The organism is Kribbella sp. VKM Ac-2566, from assembly GCF_004366005.1.
Classification (GTDB): Bacteria; Actinomycetota; Actinomycetes; order Propionibacteriales; family Kribbellaceae; genus Kribbella; species Kribbella pratensis.
In genome coordinates this window covers 353,422-370,068 of sequence record NZ_SODT01000015.1, presented here as the reverse complement: position 1 = coordinate 370,068, position 16,647 = coordinate 353,422, and the positions used below count along the sequence as shown (strand labels likewise).

The window sequence follows — 16,647 nt, the reverse complement described above, 5'->3', positions numbered from 1 at the left end:
CTGTGGACAAGTGGACGTGACAGTCGTCGGTAGCGGAGACGCGTTCGGATCGGGCGGGCGTTTCCAGACCTGTATCGCGATCGATACCCAGACGCTCGTCGACTGCGGCGCGACCAGCCTGACCGCGCTCCGTCAGCAGTCCCTGGATCCGAACGAGATCCGCACGATCGTGATCACCCACCTGCACGGCGATCACTTCGGCGGACTGCCGTTCCTGATCCTCGACGGCCAGTTTCGCCGCCGCACCGAGGATCTAACCGTCGTCGGCCCACCCGGCGCCCAGGCCCGTCTGACCGCCGCAATGGAGACGCTCTACCCCGGCTCGTCCGAGGTACGCCGCCGCTTCGACGTACACGTCCTCGAACACTCCGACCGCCGTCCACAGCAGCTCGGCGACCTCACTGTCACGCCGTACGAGGTAAGACACGCGTCCGGCGCTCCGGCGTACGCCGTGCGGCTCCAGACGCCGGACCGCTCGATCGCCTACTCAGGTGACACCGAGTGGACCGACGCGCTCCTGGAAGCGGCGGACGACGTCGACCTCTTCCTATGCGAGGGCTACAGCCCCACACCGATCCGCTGGCACCTCGACCTGACCACACTGAGTCAGCAACGCGACAGATTCACCAGTCGGCAACTGGTGCTCACCCACCTGTCACCAACTGCGCTGGCAGCAGACCTGGGTGACTGGGCCGTCGCGTACGACGGTCTGCGGCTCTAGCGGTCTGAAGGACGGCAGACCCCGTTGGCCGCCGCACTGGCGGCCAAAGCCGCAGCCACGGGGCTGGTCCTCGGCGTGTCCTGCGCCGACGTGTGTCGGCCGATCGGGACCACCATCGGCGTGCCAGCGACGGGATCCGGGACCACCTTGACCGCCAGCCCGAACACGTCCTGGACCACGTCCTCGGTGATCACCTGCGATGGGTTGCCCTCGGCAACGATCGCGCCGTCCTTCATCGCGATCAGGTGGTCGCCGAACCGGCAGGCCTGGTTCAGGTCGTGCAGCACCAGCACGATCGTCCGGTCCTCCGACCTGTTCAGGTCGACCAGCAGGTCGAGCACCTCGAACTGGTGCGTCAGGTCGAGGAACGTCGTCGGCTCGTCCAGCAGCAGGATGTCGGTCTCCTGCGCCAGCGCCATCGCGATCCACACCCGCTGCCGCTGCCCGCCGGACAGCTCGTCGATCGGCCGGTCCGCGATCGAGAGCACGTCGGTCGACGTCATCGCCTCCGCGACTGCTTCGTCATCGGAGCGCGACCATTGCCGGATCCACCGCGTCCGCGGGTACCGTCCGTGCCCGACCAGGTCCGCGACCGTGATCCCTTCCGGTGCGGTCGGCGACTGCGGCAGCAGGCCGAGCTTGGTCGCCACCTCCCGCGTCGGGATCTGCTGGATGCTCTTCCCGTCGAGCAGCACCGTGCCCCGCGACGGCTTCAGCAACCGCGCCAGCGCCTTCAGCAGCGTCGACTTGCCGCAGGCGTTGGCGCCGACGATGACCGTGATCTTCCCGGTCGGGATCCGCACCGACAGGTCGTGGATGATCTCCCGCTGGTCGTACCCGACCGCGAGACCGTCGGCTGCCAAGCTGTGTTCCACAGGGTTCTCCATCTTTTCAGCCACCACTACCGACACGATTGGCCCGCGCCAGCAGGAACATCAGGTACGGCGCCCCGACCACGCCGGTCACCACTCCGACCGGCAACTGCGTCTCTCCGAAGGCGTGCTGCGCGACGAGGTCCGACAGCCCGACCACGAGCGCCCCGAGCAGGCCGGACGTGATCATCGCCGGCCCCGGCGACCGGGTCAGCCGGCGCGCGATCGGCGGCGCGACGAACGCCACGAACCCGATCGGCCCGGCCGCCGCCGTCGCCACCGCGGCCAGCAGTACGGCGACCACGATCAACCCGAGCCGCGCCACCTCGACCCGAAGCCCGAGCCCGTACGCCGTCTCGTCGCCGAGCTGCAGGATCCGCAGCTGCCGCACCAGGAACGCCATCACCGGCAGCAGGACGACGAACGTGATCGCCAGCGACCGTACGTTGGACCAGTCCCGCCCGTTCAGGCTCCCGGTCAGCCAGATCAGCGCCTGCTGCGCGATCTCCACCCGGGCCTTCGTCAGCAGGTACGACGTGATGCTGGTGGCGATCGCGCCGATGCCGATCCCGATCAGGATCAGCCGGTAACTCGACACCCCGTGCCGCCACGCCAGCACGTACATGATGAACGCGGTCAGCACCGCGCCGACGATCGCGAACGCCGACACCGCGACCCCCGTGAGCCCGAGGGTGACGATCGCGAAGACGGCGAACGCGCTGGCTCCGTACGTCACGCCGATGATGTCCGGGCTCGCCAACGGGTTGCGGGCGATGCTCTGGAAGATCGCGCCCGACAGGCCCAGCGCCGTACCGACGAGCAGGCCGGTCAGTGCCCTGGGCAACCGCAGCCGGTTGACGATGAACTCGGTCGCCCGGTCGCCGCCGCCGAACAGGGTCTTCACCACGTCGATCACCGGGATCTTGAAGTCCCCCAGCGACAACGACACGCAGAAGATCGCGAACACCACGACCGCGAGCACGACGATGACGACCAGCGAACGCGTCTGCCGCGCCCTGCGCGCCTGCGCGATGACATGGACTGCTTCAGCCGTCATAGATCGGCCAGCTTTCGGCGGCGTACCAAGGCGATGAAGAACGGGGCGCCCAGGACCGCGGTCACGATGCCGACCTGCAGTTCGCCGGGCTGCGCGACGACGCGGCCGATCACGTCGGAGCCGAGCAGCAGGATCGGCGCGAGCAGCATCGAGTACGGCAGGATCCACCGGTAGTCCGGGCCGGTCACGAGCCGCGCCACGTGCGGGATGGTCAACCCGATGAAGCCGATCGGCCCGGCCGCCGCGGTCGCCGCACCACAGAGCAGCACGACGACCACCGCGACGAAGGCGCGGGCGAGCCCCACCCTCTGACCGAGTGACTTGGCCACGTCATCCCCCAGCGACAACGCGTTCAGCACCCGCCCGCAGAACATGGCCAGCACGATCCCGACCAGGATGAACGGCGCCACCTGTTTCGCGATGTCGGGGCCGCGGCCGGCGAGCGATCCCACCGACCAGAACCGGAACTGGTCGAACGTGTCGACGTCCCCGATCAGCAACGCGGTCGTCAGCGACCCGAGCATCGCCGTCAGCGCCGCACCGGCGAGCGCGAGCTTCACCGGCGTCGCCCCCTCGCGCCCCATCGAACCGAGCAGGTAGACCGCGACCGACGCCGCCGCCGCGCCGAGAAAGGCCAGCCAGACGTACGCCGTCAACGACGACAACCCGAACCAGTAGATGCCCCCGACAACGAACAACGCGGCGCCACCGTTCACCCCGAGGATGCCCGGATCGGCCAGCGGGTTCCGGGTCACGCCCTGCATCAGCGCCCCCGACAGCCCGAGCGCGGCGCCGACCATCAGACCGATCAGCGTCCGCGGCACGCGCAGTGACCGGACGATCACGTGGTCGGTGTCGGACTCGTTGTAGTGGCGCAGGGCATCGATCACCGTGGACAACGGGATCTGCTTGGACCCGATCGCGATGCTGAGCAGCGACACGAGGACCAGGAGGACGACGCACCCGAGCAGCCCGAGGATCAGCGTGGTCCGCCGGGCCCGGCGTGGACGCGAGGGCGCGACGGTGTCCGGGCCGGCGTCGGCCGTGGCAGTGGGCGGGGGCATTGGACTTTCGGGATCCTCTTAGGTAAGGCTAACCTCTAGACACCTCAGAATAACCCGGCCGCCCATGGGTCTGCACGTGAGGCTCCCCTGCCAGAGTTTATGGAGAAACCACAGCATGACGACTGTGCTCGAGCGACCGATCGTGTTCGACTCGCTCCTGGCCACCGTGGCGGCCGTCGAGGACCTGAGCCCGCACCTGCGCCGCGTGACGTTCGTCGCACCGCGGATCGCGGAGGCGGTCACCGCCGGCCCGGACCAGCGCATCAAGGTCCTGCTCACTCCGCCCAACGGCAGCGCGATCAAGCTGCCCTCCGGACCCGAGTGGTACACCGAGTGGTGCGCCCAGCCGGAAGAAGAGCGCTTCATCATGCGGACCTACACCGTGCGAGCGCTCCGGCCGGAGGTGGCCGAGCTGGACGTCGAGTTCGTACTGCACGGAGTGAACGGACCTGCGTCGGCTTGGGTGAGTGAAGCCGAGCTGGGCGACCAGGTGGGTCTCCTGCTGCCGTTCGCGGTCGACACGACCAGCACGAAGGGCCTGCTGCATTCTGGCGTCGACTACGTCCCGCCGGCGACCAGCGTGCGCCGGATCCTCGTAGCGGACGAGACAGCGTTGCCGGCAGTGGCCGGGATCCTGGAGGAACTGCCGGCCGCAGTACAGGCCGCGGTGTTCATCGCCGTACCGGATGCTGCTGACGTGCGTCCGCTGGCCGGCTCGGCTGAGGTCACGTGGGTGACGGACGGCTCGTTGGTGGATGCGGTGAAGTCAGGAGCGCTGCCTTTCGACCCTGACTACGCGTGGGTCGCGGGTGAGTCGTCGATGATCAAAGAGGTACGTCGCCATCTCGTGAACGCCGTCGGGATGCCGAAGTCGGCGATCTCGTTCCAGGGCTACTGGAAGCGCGGCGAGGCGCACTGCTGATCCGGGAGAGCCGGAGGGCAGAGTTCCGGCCCTCCCGGAAGTTCTCCTAGGACGGGTTCTCCGCGTGGGTCAGCGTCTCCCACGCGACGAACAGGTTGTTGGAGCCCGCCGGCCGGCGCGACTCGGTCAGGGCCTGGGTGTTCGTCATCGCGATCCCGAGGCGGGTGTGCAGTGCGTTGTAGCCGACCTCGGTGATCGGTCCGAGCCCGCGATTGAGTGTGCCCTTGCAGAGCCACGACGGCACCGGCTCCAGGTTGCGCTCCCACTTGGACTGGAAGCCGAGCGCCTGACGGAGCCGCTCACCGAACTCGGGGTACATGTCGATGCCCTGGATCCGCGCCGTCTCCAGCACGTGTGAGATCGACGAGATGCCGTAGCCGGTGTGGGTGAAGTCGCGGCAGGTCTCCTGAGTCAAGCCCGTCACGAAGGTCCCCTGGCCCTGCCAGTAGCTGACGATCTTGTCGCGGGTGTTGAGGTTCTGGCTCGGCACGGTCTTCGGCAATGCGCCATCGGACTCCAGATACACGTACGCCGGTACGCGCAGCCGGTAGAGCGCGATCGCCTTGTCGTAGATCGCCTTGTCCTCGAGGAACACCCCGATGCCCTGTAGTGCCTCGATCATGCTCAACTCCCAGTTCCCGTTGGAGTTCGAGCCGTTGATGATCTCCGGGACGTAGACATTGCGGAGCATGGTGGCGAAGCGGCCGGAGTTCGGCCAGTTGCCGTACACGTGCTTGATGATCTCCGCGGCCTTCGGCCACGAGGACGCGGACCAGGCTGTCTGCAGGGGTGCGTTGCTGTTCGTGTGGTCCTGGATGGTCGCGGACCACGCATCCATCAGCTGGATGGACTTCTGCGCGTACCGGTCGTCGCGAGTCAGGTACCAGAGCAGTGCGTCGGTGTACGCCGCGATGGCGTCCTCACGTTCGTCGGTGCAGCCGTAGTTCGGGTTCGAGTACGGACCGCACTCCACGACCGCGCGTGGTTTCGGCGTACGGGACAGGGACGCGTACGCGCTGTTCTTGGCCTGATTGAAGGCATCGGTCCACGGCTGCGCGCCGGCCTGCACCTTGGCCCGGACGAAGTCGAGCTGAGCCTGACTCGACCCGACGCCGGGATGGGTGAACGTCGCAGGTGCGTCGACCGACCGCGGCGAAGCGGCCGCCGGACCGCTGAGGGTCCCGGCGACCAGCGCGGCGCAGGCGGCGGCCAGGACGAAGGGCATCTTTCGCATGGGCGGTGTCCTGTCTTCGGGGGCGGTAGGACAGCGGTTTCCACCGCAGTTTCACGACGCCCGACGACCACGGTCAAGACCTCGCCGGTACCGGAACTTCCCTGGAACACAGCGCTCTTCTGTCCCATTTCCCATGGAACAAGAGGCGTTCCCGTCCCATCAGTGACCGAGTTGGCTGGTGATGCGGTCGACGATCACGCTGGTCGCGAACCGCGTCGTACCCGGCGGCTCGACGTCCGACCAGCTGCCGGTGTACTTCCGCGCGATCGCCTGCTCCAGCGCGAACTCCGGATCGGCGACCAGCTCGTCGATCCGGCCGCGCAGCTCGACGTAGTACGTCGGCCGCGCCGGATCGACGACCACCACCGAGATCGCCGGATTCCGCCGCAGGTTGCGCAGCTTCTGCCGCCCGTCCACCAGGCTGATGCGGACCCGCTCGCCGTCCCACAGGAACCACAGCGGCGTCACCTGCGGCTCGCCGCGCTTGCCGATCGTCCCCACCAGCGCGATCGCCGTCGAAGCCAGCAGGTCATGAAACTCGCCAGGAATCTCCACGATGGCGAGAATAAGCTCAGCTGAGGGCGAGCTCACCCGCCTGGACACCGGCCGCGTCGAGCAGGGCGGCCGCGGTGGTCGCACCGATGCCGCCGAGCGGCTGCGCACGGACGACCGCACGGGCGGCCGCGCCGTCGAAGATCATCGTGAGCTGGACGGCCAGCGTGGACGGATCCTCCGCGCCGGCCTTCACCAGCTCGCGGTGGAAGAAGTCGGTGAGCTGCTGCTTGAAGTGCCGCGCCACCACGGACCCCGGGTGCTCGGGGTTCTTCAGCTCCACCGCCGTACTCACATAGGGGCAGCCAAGGTAGTTGCCTGCCGCAACCATGGCGTCCTGCCGGTCGAACACGGTGAGGATCCGCTCCCGCGGCGGGCGGTCGTCCTCGGCCCCCGGGTGCAGCATCGTCTGGTACGCCGGACCGCGGCTTGCCAGGCTCTCCGCGATCAGCTCGTCCTTCGACCGGAACAGCTGGTACATGGACTTCTTCGACACCCCCGCCGCCTTGCAGAGCGCGTCCACGCCGATGTTGACGCCGTCGCGGTAGAAGAGTTCGCCCGCGGCGTCCAGCAGCCGCTCACGGGGAGTTGCGGAAGTGCTCATGTCATCGAGGGTACCGGCTGGATTTGAAATAAGAAACCGATCGGTTTACTGTGTTGGAAACAGATCGGTTTCCATGAAGGAGTTCCAGATGACCACACTCGAAGGCGCCGTTGTCCTCGTCACCGGCGGGCAGCGCGGGATCGGCAAGGCGATCGTCGACGACCTGCTCACCCGCGGCGCGGCCAAGGTCTACGCGACCGCCCGTGATCCCCGCCCGAGCACCGACCCACGCGTCGTACCGCTGCCGCTCGAGGTCACCGACCAGGCCTCGATCGACGCGCTGGCCGCAGCCGCGCCGGACGTCACGGTGCTGATCAACAACGCCGGCGCGAGCTCGCCGGACACCTACCTCGACGCCCCGATCGAGGACGTCCGCGCGGTCTTCGAGGCGAACTTCTTCGGCCCGCTCCAGCTCACCCGGGCGTTCGTCCCGATCATCGAGCGCAACGGCGGCGGCCACCTGCTGAACGCCCACTCGGCCCTGTCCTGGGTCGCCCGGCACGGCGCGTACTCCGCGACGAAGGCCGCGTTCTGGCTGCAGACCAACGCGATCCGGCTCGAGCTGCTGAACCGCGGCATCGGCGTCACCGGCCTGCACATGGGGTACGTCGACACCGACATGGTGACCGCTGTGACCGCACCGAAGTCCCGCCCCGAGGACATCGCCAAGCAAGCCCTCGACGGCATCGAGTCCGGCGCGTACGAGGTTCTCGCCGACGACACCGCCCGCGGCGCGAAGGCCGCCACGGCCCTCGACCTGACCGCCGTCTATCCCGAGCTAGCCGGCTGACACGTGGACGTCGCGGTCGCGGGTGTACTCCATGGCACCCGCGATCCCGTCGGCCACATCGGCGCCGAGTTCGCGCTCGACGACGTACAGCGCCAGATCGATCCCCGCGGTGATGCCGCCGGCGGTGACCAGCGTGCCGTCGTCGACGACGCGGTTGGTCTTCAGTTCGGCGCCGAACGCCTCCAGCTCGGCCCACGCGCCACGGTTCGTCGTCGCCGCTCGACCCTTCACCAGGCCGGCCTCCGCGAGCAGCATCGAGCCGGTGCAGACCGAAGCGATCCACTGCAGCGACGGCGCCAGCTCGGCGATCCGCGCCGGCATCACGCCCCGACGTGCCTCGGCCCACGCCCCCTTCTCGGCGCGATTCATCCAGCCGCCCCCCGGAACGAACAGCGCCTCCGGCTGCCCGAGACCCTCAGGCGCCTTGAACTGGAGCCCGTGCAGCCCGGTCACCTCGGCCGGACCGTCCAGCCCCACCAGCGCCATCTCGAACCCGGGCCGCCGCGACGCGTGACTCCACACCTCGAACGGCCCCATCACGTCCATCTCGTCCACACCGTCGAACACCAGAACCTCGATCCGCATACCTCAACCCAACCGGAGGGCGCGGAGGGGAGCCAGTGGCCACGAGGCCGGTGTTCGCAAGGTTCTGGCCAACCTCTCGGCGCAGGGTTGGCACCGCTGAGCGCTTGATGCTCGCACTCGGGGTGATCGGACCGCTACATGTGGAGAAGACACCCCCGCCGCCCCGGAGGTCCACAGTGAGACGTCCTGCCGCTGTTGTCCTGACTCTGCTCGCCGCATCCCTTGTCGTCGTTCCGACACCCGCTGGTGCAGCCACTGCGTGTGATGCCGCAGCCGCCGGGTTCACACCCGTCCTGCAACTGGATCTGCCCGAACAGGCCAACTACCTGAACACGACCCCGCCCTACAGCCTCGATCGGACTGCGGAGATCGGGTCCAACTTCGACCGTGTCGGCTACTGCCTGGAACTCGACGGGCAGTGGGTGTGGACCGCGATGGAACCGTTCAGCACCGACGCCCGGCGGATCGGTCTGCCGACCCGACCGGGCGAGATCGTGCGCCAACGCGTCGGCGACCTCGAAGTGCGGTCAAACGTGCCCGGCGTGACCGAAGGCACGGGTCAGTCCGGCTACCTGGAGATGTGGCCGAACCAGTACGCGAAGACGGCGAGTGGCCAAGTGGCGAACGCGTCGGCGATGACGTACGACGCCGACGACAGCCCGACCACGCCCCTCGGTTACGGCTCGTTCCAGGTCTCGCAGGTCGGGCCGACGCGGCCGTCGACCGTGCCCGCGAAGCCGGTGCTCGCGATCAACACCTTCACCCAGTCGGACACCAGTCTGCTGTCGCTCGGCATCGGCGCGAGGCCCACTGCCGATCCGGACTGGACATTCGCCGGCAACGCAGCGCAGTACAGCCAGCGTCGGCTGACGGCGTACGTGCGCACTTCGATCGTCACACTGACCGAGTCGCCTCAGGATCGTCAGTTGGTGCCGCGTGACAGCAAGGGTGGCGCGACGGTGCCTGTCGCGGGACGCATGACGGATCCACGGGTCAAGAGCGTGCAGTTGGCGGTGACCAGCAACGGCAAGACGGACCTCTACACCTCGGCGTCGAGGCAGTTCCGGTTCACGCCGCGGATCCGTGCTGGGTTGCACGAGTACACGTTCGAGCTGCGGGCGCTCGGCCGGGTGGTGGCTCGCCGCGAGGGCATCGTGTCCGGTGATGCGTACGTCGTCCAAGGGCAGTCCAATGCGGAAGCGTCGATGTACAACGGCGCCGCGAGTGGCGAGGAATCGCCGTACCTGCGCAGTTTCGGCAGTCCGGTCTCCGATCCGACGATCTCCGCCGCGGACCGCGTGTGGGGCTACGCGACCGGCGACGTGTCCCGGCAGTCCGGCTCGGTCGGGCAGTGGGCGATCCGGATGGGCAGGCAGCTCGTCGACAAGTACAAGGTCCCGATCGCACTCGTCAACGGCGCGCACGGCGGTCAGCCGATCAGCTTCTTCCAGCGCAACGACGCGAACCCTGACGACATCGCCACCAACTACGGCCGGCTTCGGCAGCGCCTGACGGCCGCAGGCGTCATCGGGCAGCTCCGCGGCGTTCTCTGGTACCAGGGCGAGTCCGACAACGACAACGCGGCCGTGCACGTCAGCGGCTTCACATCACTCTTGCAGGACTGGCGCTCCGACTTCGGCACGACACCGAAGTACTACGTCTACCAAGTCCGTACGTCGCCCTGCGGGAACTCGACCAGCACGAGTCTCCGCGAGGCACAGCGTGAGATGGGTGACACGCTCGGCGTCACCGTGCTGTCGACCACAGGGCTGTCCGGCCACGACGGCTGCCACTACGCGTACGCCGGTGGATACCGCGACATGGGTGACCACACGTACGCCGTACTGGCCCGCGACCTGTACGGCGGACCGTCCGGCGTGGCTCCGCCGAACCCGCGCACTGTCACGGCCAGTGGCTCACAGCTCACGGTCCAGCTGCGATCAACCGATCCGCTCACCGTGGAGGAAGGTGTTGCCGCTGACTTCCGAGTGGACGGCGCTGCGGTCACAGTGACATCTGTCGCGTACCAGCCAGGCAAGCTGGTGCTGCAGCTGTCCGGTCCGCCAACCGGAGCGACTGCCCTCACCTATCAGGCTCATCTGCGTGCGGGCCCATGGATCACGAACGCCATCGGAACGGGTCTACTGACCTTCGCCCTGCCGATCAGCTGACCTCAGCGAAAGGGCGGCCGGTGCACCGGCCGCCCTTGGTCTGATGTCGACGTACCGTAGAAGGCATGTCAGTGACAGGGGGGCCGCCTTCCACCCACGAAGAGGAGGTGGAAGAGCGGGTCGGGCCGTACCGGCTGATCCGACGGCTCGGACAGGGTGGCATGGGTGTCGTCTACCTGGCCGAGGGACCCGAACACCAAGAGGTGGCGCTGAAGGTACTGCGCTCGCACGTGGCACACGACCCGATCGCACGGGCCCGGTTGCAGCGCGAAGCGACCACACTGCAGAAGGTGAACCACCCTGGCGTGGCAGGCATCCTCGACCACGACCTGGAGGGTGAGCGGCCGTACCTGGTGACACGCTTCGTTCCTGGTCGCCCGCTGGACGAACAGGTGGACGAGCGTGGACCGCTGACCCCGCGCAAGTGGCTCCCACTGGCCGGCTGCCTCGCCGAATCGCTCCAGGCGATCCACGCGGCTGGAGTGATCCACCGCGACCTCAAGCCCGGCAACGTGATGATGTGCAACGGCAAGCCGGTGATGATCGACTTCGGCATCGCCCAGGCCGCCGACGACCTGCGGCTCACTCAGACCGGTCTGGTGATCGGTACGCCGGGCTACCTGGCACCTGAGCTCATCGAAGGCGAGATGGTGTCGCAGTCCGCGGACTGGTGGGGCTGGGCGGCCACTGCTGCGTTCGCCGCGACCGGACGCCGGCCGTTCGGCAAGGGGCCGTTCGAGGCGGTCCTGGCCCGGGTGCACTCGGGACAGGCCGACCTGGAAGGGCTGGACCCGCGGCTGAAGTCACTGCTCGCCGCAGCGCTCTCACCGAACAAGGCCGACCGGCCGACACAGGAAGAGATCATGACCGGCCTCAGCCGGTACGCCGAGGGTCGCGACGCGCTCCCGCCACGTGAGGCTCAGACGGTGGCCGCCGTACCGCCGACCAAGTTGGTGACGCGGCTCATGCCGACGGAGGAGCCCGCGGTCGAGGAGCCGACAGGCCCGACGCCGACCGAGGTGGCGCAACTGGTTCCGCCGGTGATTCCGCCGCTGTCCGCGTTCACCCCGATCCGGGACAAGATCCGCGACGCTGCCGCGAAGAAGCCGGTGGCTGAGGCACCTCCGGCGCAGCCTTACGATCCGTATGCGCCCTATCAGAGTGCGCCGCCGTACCAGAGTGGTCCGCCGGTGCCCTACCAGCAGCCTGCTCAACCGGTGCCTGTCCAGCCGGCCCAAGCGGTCAAAGCTCCACCGACTGGTCGGCGTACTGCGATCATCGTCGGCTGCATGCTCGCGCTCACCGGCCTGGTCGCTCTGACTCCGGGCTTCGGCACAGTTGTGGCCATCCTGCTGCTGGTGCTCGCCCGGACGGTCGATCGCTCGAGTACGGCGCTCATGCGGCGCCGTCAGATCCGTGGCCGGTCCGGGAAGTCGGACGGCCTTGTCGCGCTGGCCGCCAGCCCGGTACAGCTCGCCACGGCAGCCCTGATCACGCTGCCGTGCCTGATCCTGCCGCTGCTCACGGCGGTTGTTGTCGGCGGCATCGTCACCGGCGTCGCCGCCTCGGCGTACGGGCTCGAGTGGGAGCCGCTGTCGGCCGTCGGCTTCGGTACGGCGGCGTTGACCGCCCTGTTCTGTTGCTGGTGGGGTCCTGGCGGCAGCTCACTGCGCCGCGGTGCGCACATCACGGCACGCAACACGTTCCGGGCGCACTGGTTCTCCGGCCTGATTGCCGTCGTACTGCTGGCGATCGGCGGCCTGACGTTCTACCTGGCCACGCAGGGCGAGGGCGCCGGCTGGGCGCGGAGCCCGATCCAGACGCCGAACATCGAACGTCCGACCCTCGGCGACCTGCGCAACGCCCCGTTCATCCGGGACCTCCCCATCATCGGCAACTGACGGGGAGGTCCTCGGCTCGTCTCAGAGCTGGACGATCTGGCTGCGCTCCGGACCCACGCCGATGGCGGAGATGCGGGCGCCGCTGAGCGACTCGACCGCGCGGACGTAGGTCTGCGCTTGTTTCGGCAGGTCGTCGAACGCGCGGCAGCCGGTGATGTCGTCGGACCAGCCGTCGAACTCCTCGTAGACCGGGACCGCGTGGTGGAAGTCGGTCTGGGTCATCGGCATCTCGTCGTGCCGGACGCCGTTCACGTCGTACGCGACGCACACCGGGATCCGCTCGCGACCGGTGAGGGTGTCGAGCTTGGTGAGGACGAAGTCGGAGACACCGTTCACGCGGGCGGCGTACCGGGCGATGACGGAGTCGTACCAGCCGCAGCGCCGCGGACGGCCCGTGGTGACGCCGAACTCGGCGCCCTGGGTCCGCAGCCATTCGCCGTCCGCGTCGAGCAGTTCGGTCGGGAACGGCCCCTCGCCGACGCGGGTGGTGTACGCCTTCACGACGGCCATCACGCGGTCGATCCGGGTCGGCGGGATGCCGGTGCCGGTGCAGGCGCCCGCGGAGATCGCGTTCGAGCTGGTGACGAACGGGTAGGTGCCGTGGTCGACGTCGAGCAGCGTGGCCTGACCGGCCTCCATCAGTACGGTCTTGCCGCCGTCGAGCGCCTTGTTCAGCAGCAGGCTCGTGTCGGCGACCATCGGCCGCAGGCGGTCGGCGTACGCGAGCAGCTCGTCGAGGACCTCGCGGATCTCGACGGCGCGCCGGTTGTACACCTTCACCAGCAGCTGGTTCTTCTGCTCCAGCGCACCGGTGACCTTCTGCTCGAGGATCTTCTCGTCGTACAGGTCCTGGATCCGGATCCCGATCCGGTTCATCTTGTCGGCGTACGTCGGACCGATGCCACGGCCCGTCGTACCGATCCGGCGGCTGCCGAGGAACCGCTCGGTGACCTTGTCGAGAGTCCGGTTGTACGGCGGGATCACGTGCGCGCTCGCACTGACCACCAGCCGGGATGTGTCCACTCCGCGCGCCTGCAGCGCGTCGAGCTCCTCGAACAGCACGCTGAGGTCGACCACGACCCCGTTGCCGATCACCGGGGTGACACCCGGTGTGAGGATGCCGCTCGGGAGCAGGTGCAGCGCGTACTTCTCGGACCCGATCACGACCGTGTGGCCGGCGTTGTTACCGCCGTTGAACTTCACCACGTAGTCGATGACCTCGCCCGTGTTGCCGAGCAGATCGGTCGCCTTGCCTTTGCCCTCATCGCCCCACTGGGCGCCGACGAGCACGATTGCGGGCATCTCAGCCCTCCTGTGCTTTGAAACGGTGAAGCCCGGAGACGTTCACCGGACATTCGTCCGGCAACGCATCCAGGCTCTTGCGACCAAAGCCTACCGGACCGGAGCTCACTCGTTACGGGCTTGTCCACAACCCTCCAGCGACCGTTTCAAGTCACTGTTTCATCAGGTGACGGGTTGCCATTTTCCGTGATCGCGTGCACACTCTTAGTCAGCGGCCCGCCGAAACTGCCGCAGGGGACGGTTCCGGCGGGCCGCTTCCTCTTTTCGGCTAGTCCAGGCCCTCGGGGTTGGAGGCCAGCCACTCCTTCACCCGCCGGTCCGCTTCCTCGCGCGAGACGTCCTCGACCTTCGTCAGGATCGCCCACCGGTGGCCGAACGGGTCGATGACCGTGCCGAACCGGTCGCCGGTCATGAACGTCTGCACCTCTTCGACCGGCTTCGCCCCGGCTGCGATTGCCTTCGCATACGTCGCGTCCACGTCCGGGACGTAGTGCACCAGCGAGGAGTGCACCCACTCGCCGTTCGGTGCCCGCAGCCCGATCTGCGGCATCTGGTCGCTCAGCTGCAGCATCGAGTTGCCGAACTTGAGCTCCGCCTGACCGACCCGCCCGTCCGGCATGTCCTGCCGGCTGATCACCTCGGCCCCGAAGACCGACTGGTAGAACTCGATCGCCTTCGGCCCGTCCGCGACGGCGAGGTACGGGGTCAGCGAGTGATAACCGTCGGGGATGGGGTTTACCGTGTTCGTCGTCATGACATCAAGTCAATCCGCTGACCGCCGGACGGTCTTGTAAGAAAGCGACAGCCCGCGTTGACCCAGCCAGCCGACAGCGAGAAGGGCATCCTGCATCCGCGCGAGCAGGCCCGCCATCGTTCGCTGAACCGGCTCGCGCCGGGGCCGGAGGCAGGGCGGTTCGTCGAGTGGTACTGGATCGTGGAGTGGGATCTCGACGAGCCGTACACGGCCGAGGTGCTGCCGTTCCCGGCGGTGAACGTGACGTTCGAGCAGCCGGGCGGCGCCTTCGTGAACGGCGTCTGCACGCGCAAGTTCGAGCGGGAGCTGCGCGGTCGCGGGCGTGCGTTCGGGGTGAAGTTCTGGGCCGGCGGCTTCGGCGCGATCACCGGTCTCGATGTCGGCTCGTTCCGCGACGAGGTGCTGCCGCTGACCGCAGTCTTCCCGGACGGCGATCGGCTCGCGGACCTGATGTTCGAGGCCGAGTCCGACGTACGGCGGCGCGCGGTGTTCGAGGCGTTCCTCCGCGATCACCTGGCGCCGCCCGATCCGTCGTACGAGCTGGTCCGGGAGATCGTGTCGACGATGGCGGCCGACCGCTCGGTGGCCCGCGTCGACGAGATCACCGAGCGTTTCGGCGTACCGATCCGCACACTGCAGCGGCTCTTCCGGCGGTACGTCGGGGTGGGTCCGAAGTGGGTGCTGCGGCGCTTTCGGCTGCACGACGGCGCGGAGCTGCTAGCCCAGGGCGAAGTCGCCGAGCTCGCGGAGCTGTCCGCATCCCTCGGCTACTTCGACCAGGCCCACTTCTCCAAGGAGTTCAAGCAGCAGATCGGACTGACGCCGGCCGAATACGCAGCCCGCGCCGCAGCCGAACGCCAGATCACCTACCGCTGAGCTTCACCATCACCGCCATCGCGGTTGCCATCAGGGCCGCTCCGAGTGCGACGGTGAAGCCGTGCTGCGGGCTGTGCCCGTCGACGACCCAGCCGGCGAACGCCGAGCCGAGCGCCATGCCCGCGGCGCCGCCCGAGTTCACCCAGGTGAAGGCCTGGGTCAGCACCGCGGATTCGACGGCCGACTCGGTCAGCACCGCCGACAGGGTCTGGAACGGCGCTATCGCCAGGCCGGGGAGCGTCAACGCGAAAGCTGCGGCCAGTGGGCTGTGCACCGCGATCAAGGGCAGACAGCTCACGGTCAGCCAGACGAAGGCGATGACGAACTGCGTCTCCGGAGCGATCCGCCAGCGCCTCGCGCCGTACAGGAGACCGGCGAACAGACTCACCAGGCTGGTGATGCTGTAGAGCGGCCCGGCGATGCCCGGCGTACCTCGTGCGACTGCGAACGCTGTGACCGAGACCTGCATGCTGCCGAAGAACAGGCCAATGCCGACGTTCGTGCCGACCAGGCCGACGAATCGCTTGTGCAGCAAGCGTTTGGGACTCTGATGATGACCTGGCGCGCTCGGCGGCGGCGCAGTACCTCGCTGCACTGCCAGGAGGAAGCCACCGGACAGCAGGAGACTCGTGGCGAGGACCGAACCTATGGCCGGGCTGCTGGACGAACTCACGATGCCGACCAGTCCAGGGCCGACCATGAAGGCGACGCCGACGCTGAACGCCTCCAAGGCGAACGCTGTGGACAGGAGCGGCGTGTTCCGGAGTGCGTGCGACCAACGGGCCCCAGTCTGCGCACTCAGTTGCGGTAGCGATCCACCGGCGAGGACGCCGGTCACGACGAGTGACCACAGGGAGGCGTGCGAGACCGTGAGGCCGATGAGCAACGCCATCGTCGTGGCGTGTGCCAGCAGTGTCACGGGCAACATCCGGGTCTGACCGAAACGGTCGATCAGCCGGGCGACCTGCGGTCCGGCGACCGCTTCGGCGACGGCGAAGCCGCCGGTGACGCTACCTGCCGCGGCGTACGAGCCGGTCGATCCGTGGACCAGCCAGACGATGCCGAGGCCGGTCATGGCGATCCCGATCCGCGCCGGGGCCGCTGCTAGGTAGAACTTCCACGCGCCCGGAGTACGCAGAACCGCTGCGTAGGTGTTGGTGGGCGTGTCGATCCGTCCGGTGAGAGCCGGCACGGTGAGACCTTCCGCTGCCCTGTTGGGGCGGGGACCCGACCGTGGGCGTC

At 68.2% G+C, this 16,647-nt stretch carries 16 protein-coding genes; 6 read left to right on the top strand and 10 right to left on the bottom strand.

The genetic code is table 11. The annotated features are described in order from the left end of the window. The first annotated feature begins 10 nt into the window (after positions 1–10). Positions 11–721, top strand: coding sequence for an MBL fold metallo-hydrolase (locus tag EV647_RS38860; RefSeq protein WP_134012174.1), 711 nt, complete (start codon positions 11–13; stop codon positions 719–721). Here the strand turns inward: EV647_RS38860 and EV647_RS38855 are convergent. Genes EV647_RS38855 through EV647_RS38845 form a run of 3 tightly spaced genes read right to left on the bottom strand, consistent with a single transcriptional unit; the run spans position 718 to position 3,714 of the window. Next, a complete protein-coding gene (locus tag EV647_RS38855) occupies positions 718–1,608 on the bottom strand; it encodes an ABC transporter ATP-binding protein (protein ID WP_134012172.1) in 891 nt (296 codons plus the stop codon). The two genes, EV647_RS38860 and EV647_RS38855, sit on opposite strands and share 4 nt — an antisense overlap. Positions 1,609–1,612: 4 nt before the next feature. Further along, on the bottom strand, positions 1,613–2,650 hold the full coding sequence (locus EV647_RS38850; protein ID WP_134012170.1) for an iron chelate uptake ABC transporter family permease subunit: 1,038 nt from the start codon (positions 2,648–2,650) through the stop codon (positions 1,613–1,615). Continuing rightward, the gene (locus EV647_RS38845; RefSeq protein WP_134012168.1) at positions 2,647–3,714 is read right to left on the bottom strand and encodes an iron ABC transporter permease; all 1,068 of its coding nucleotides are present in this window, start codon (positions 3,712–3,714) and stop codon (positions 2,647–2,649) included. The genes EV647_RS38850 and EV647_RS38845 overlap by 4 nt, the downstream gene beginning before the upstream one ends. 115 nt (positions 3,715–3,829) lie before the next feature. On the opposite strand from EV647_RS38845, the gene EV647_RS38840 reads away from it, so the two are divergent. Beyond that, a complete protein-coding gene (locus tag EV647_RS38840; RefSeq protein ID WP_134012166.1) occupies positions 3,830–4,636 on the top strand; it encodes a siderophore-interacting protein in 807 nt (268 codons plus the stop codon). 46 nt (positions 4,637–4,682) lie between these two features. On the opposite strand, the gene EV647_RS38835 is transcribed toward EV647_RS38840, so the two are convergent. From EV647_RS38835 to EV647_RS38825, 3 genes are all read right to left on the bottom strand, one after another. Continuing rightward, positions 4,683–5,870, bottom strand: a complete 1,188-nt coding sequence (locus EV647_RS38835) for an alginate lyase family protein (protein WP_134012164.1) — start codon at positions 5,868–5,870, stop codon at positions 4,683–4,685. Positions 5,871–6,029: 159 nt separating this feature from the next. Further along, complete coding sequence (locus EV647_RS38830) at positions 6,030–6,425, bottom strand: PPOX class F420-dependent oxidoreductase (protein WP_166680536.1); 396 nt, start codon at positions 6,423–6,425, stop codon at positions 6,030–6,032. A gap of 16 nt (positions 6,426–6,441) precedes the next feature. After that, positions 6,442–7,026 carry a TetR/AcrR family transcriptional regulator gene (locus tag EV647_RS38825; RefSeq protein ID WP_134012160.1) on the bottom strand — a complete coding sequence of 195 codons (585 nt, stop codon included), beginning with the start codon at positions 7,024–7,026 and terminating at the stop codon, positions 6,442–6,444. Positions 7,027–7,114: 88 nt separating this feature from the next. Here EV647_RS38825 and EV647_RS38820 point away from each other — a divergent pair, with 88 nt between their 5' ends. Beyond that, on the top strand, positions 7,115–7,816 hold the full coding sequence (locus EV647_RS38820) for an SDR family oxidoreductase (RefSeq protein ID WP_134012158.1): 702 nt from the start codon (positions 7,115–7,117) through the stop codon (positions 7,814–7,816). On the opposite strand, the gene EV647_RS38815 is transcribed toward EV647_RS38820, so the two are convergent. Continuing rightward, positions 7,805–8,401, bottom strand: a complete 597-nt coding sequence (locus EV647_RS38815; RefSeq protein ID WP_134012156.1) for a DJ-1/PfpI family protein — start codon at positions 8,399–8,401, stop codon at positions 7,805–7,807. The two genes, EV647_RS38820 and EV647_RS38815, sit on opposite strands and share 12 nt — an antisense overlap. Before the next feature lie 176 nt (positions 8,402–8,577). Here EV647_RS38815 and EV647_RS38810 point away from each other — a divergent pair, with 176 nt between their 5' ends. Together EV647_RS38810 and EV647_RS38805 are read left to right on the top strand one after the other, a co-directional pair. Further along, positions 8,578–10,572 carry a sialate O-acetylesterase gene (locus EV647_RS38810; RefSeq protein WP_166680535.1) on the top strand — a complete coding sequence of 665 codons (1,995 nt, stop codon included), beginning with the start codon at positions 8,578–8,580 and terminating at the stop codon, positions 10,570–10,572. Between the two features lie 65 nt (positions 10,573–10,637). Then, positions 10,638–12,473 carry a serine/threonine-protein kinase gene (locus tag EV647_RS38805; protein ID WP_134012150.1) on the top strand — a complete coding sequence of 612 codons (1,836 nt, stop codon included), beginning with the start codon at positions 10,638–10,640 and terminating at the stop codon, positions 12,471–12,473. A gap of 21 nt (positions 12,474–12,494) precedes the next feature. Here EV647_RS38805 and EV647_RS38800 read toward each other — a convergent pair whose 3' ends face one another. Then, positions 12,495–13,775, bottom strand: coding sequence for an adenylosuccinate synthase (locus tag EV647_RS38800; protein WP_134012146.1), 1,281 nt, complete (start codon positions 13,773–13,775; stop codon positions 12,495–12,497). Positions 13,776–14,043: 268 nt separating this feature from the next. Then, complete coding sequence (locus EV647_RS38795) at positions 14,044–14,529, bottom strand: VOC family protein (protein ID WP_134012142.1); 486 nt, start codon at positions 14,527–14,529, stop codon at positions 14,044–14,046. Between the two features lie 57 nt (positions 14,530–14,586). On the opposite strand from EV647_RS38795, the gene EV647_RS38790 reads away from it, so the two are divergent. Beyond that, on the top strand, positions 14,587–15,405 hold the full coding sequence (locus EV647_RS38790) for a helix-turn-helix domain-containing protein (RefSeq protein ID WP_134012140.1): 819 nt from the start codon (positions 14,587–14,589) through the stop codon (positions 15,403–15,405). Here EV647_RS38790 and EV647_RS38785 read toward each other — a convergent pair. Then, on the bottom strand, positions 15,392–16,597 hold the full coding sequence (locus EV647_RS38785; protein WP_134012138.1) for an MFS transporter: 1,206 nt from the start codon (positions 16,595–16,597) through the stop codon (positions 15,392–15,394). The two genes, EV647_RS38790 and EV647_RS38785, sit on opposite strands and share 14 nt — an antisense overlap. Positions 16,598–16,647: the final 50 nt, after the last annotated feature.

What these genes read in the sequence shown, in the direction of transcription:
- EV647_RS38855 (WP_134012172.1), bottom strand. Translation starts at nt 1,608, where the DNA reads ATGGAGAACCCTGTGGAACACAGCTTGGCAGCCGACGGTCTCGCGGTC.
- EV647_RS38850 (WP_134012170.1), bottom strand. Translation starts at nt 2,650, where the DNA reads ATGACGGCTGAAGCAGTCCATGTCATCGCGCAGGCGCGCAGGGCGCGG.
- EV647_RS38845 (WP_134012168.1), bottom strand. Translation starts at nt 3,714, where the DNA reads ATGCCCCCGCCCACTGCCACGGCCGACGCCGGCCCGGACACCGTCGCG.
- EV647_RS38840 (WP_134012166.1), top strand. Translation starts at nt 3,830, where the DNA reads ATGACGACTGTGCTCGAGCGACCGATCGTGTTCGACTCGCTCCTGGCC.
- EV647_RS38835 (WP_134012164.1), bottom strand. Translation starts at nt 5,870, where the DNA reads ATGCGAAAGATGCCCTTCGTCCTGGCCGCCGCCTGCGCCGCGCTGGTC.
- EV647_RS38825 (WP_134012160.1), bottom strand. Translation starts at nt 7,026, where the DNA reads ATGAGCACTTCCGCAACTCCCCGTGAGCGGCTGCTGGACGCCGCGGGC.
- EV647_RS38820 (WP_134012158.1), top strand. Translation starts at nt 7,115, where the DNA reads ATGACCACACTCGAAGGCGCCGTTGTCCTCGTCACCGGCGGGCAGCGC.
- EV647_RS38815 (WP_134012156.1), bottom strand. Translation starts at nt 8,401, where the DNA reads ATGCGGATCGAGGTTCTGGTGTTCGACGGTGTGGACGAGATGGACGTG.
- EV647_RS38805 (WP_134012150.1), top strand. Translation starts at nt 10,638, where the DNA reads ATGTCAGTGACAGGGGGGCCGCCTTCCACCCACGAAGAGGAGGTGGAA.
- EV647_RS38800 (WP_134012146.1), bottom strand. Translation starts at nt 13,775, where the DNA reads ATGCCCGCAATCGTGCTCGTCGGCGCCCAGTGGGGCGATGAGGGCAAA.
- EV647_RS38795 (WP_134012142.1), bottom strand. Translation starts at nt 14,529, where the DNA reads ATGACGACGAACACGGTAAACCCCATCCCCGACGGTTATCACTCGCTG.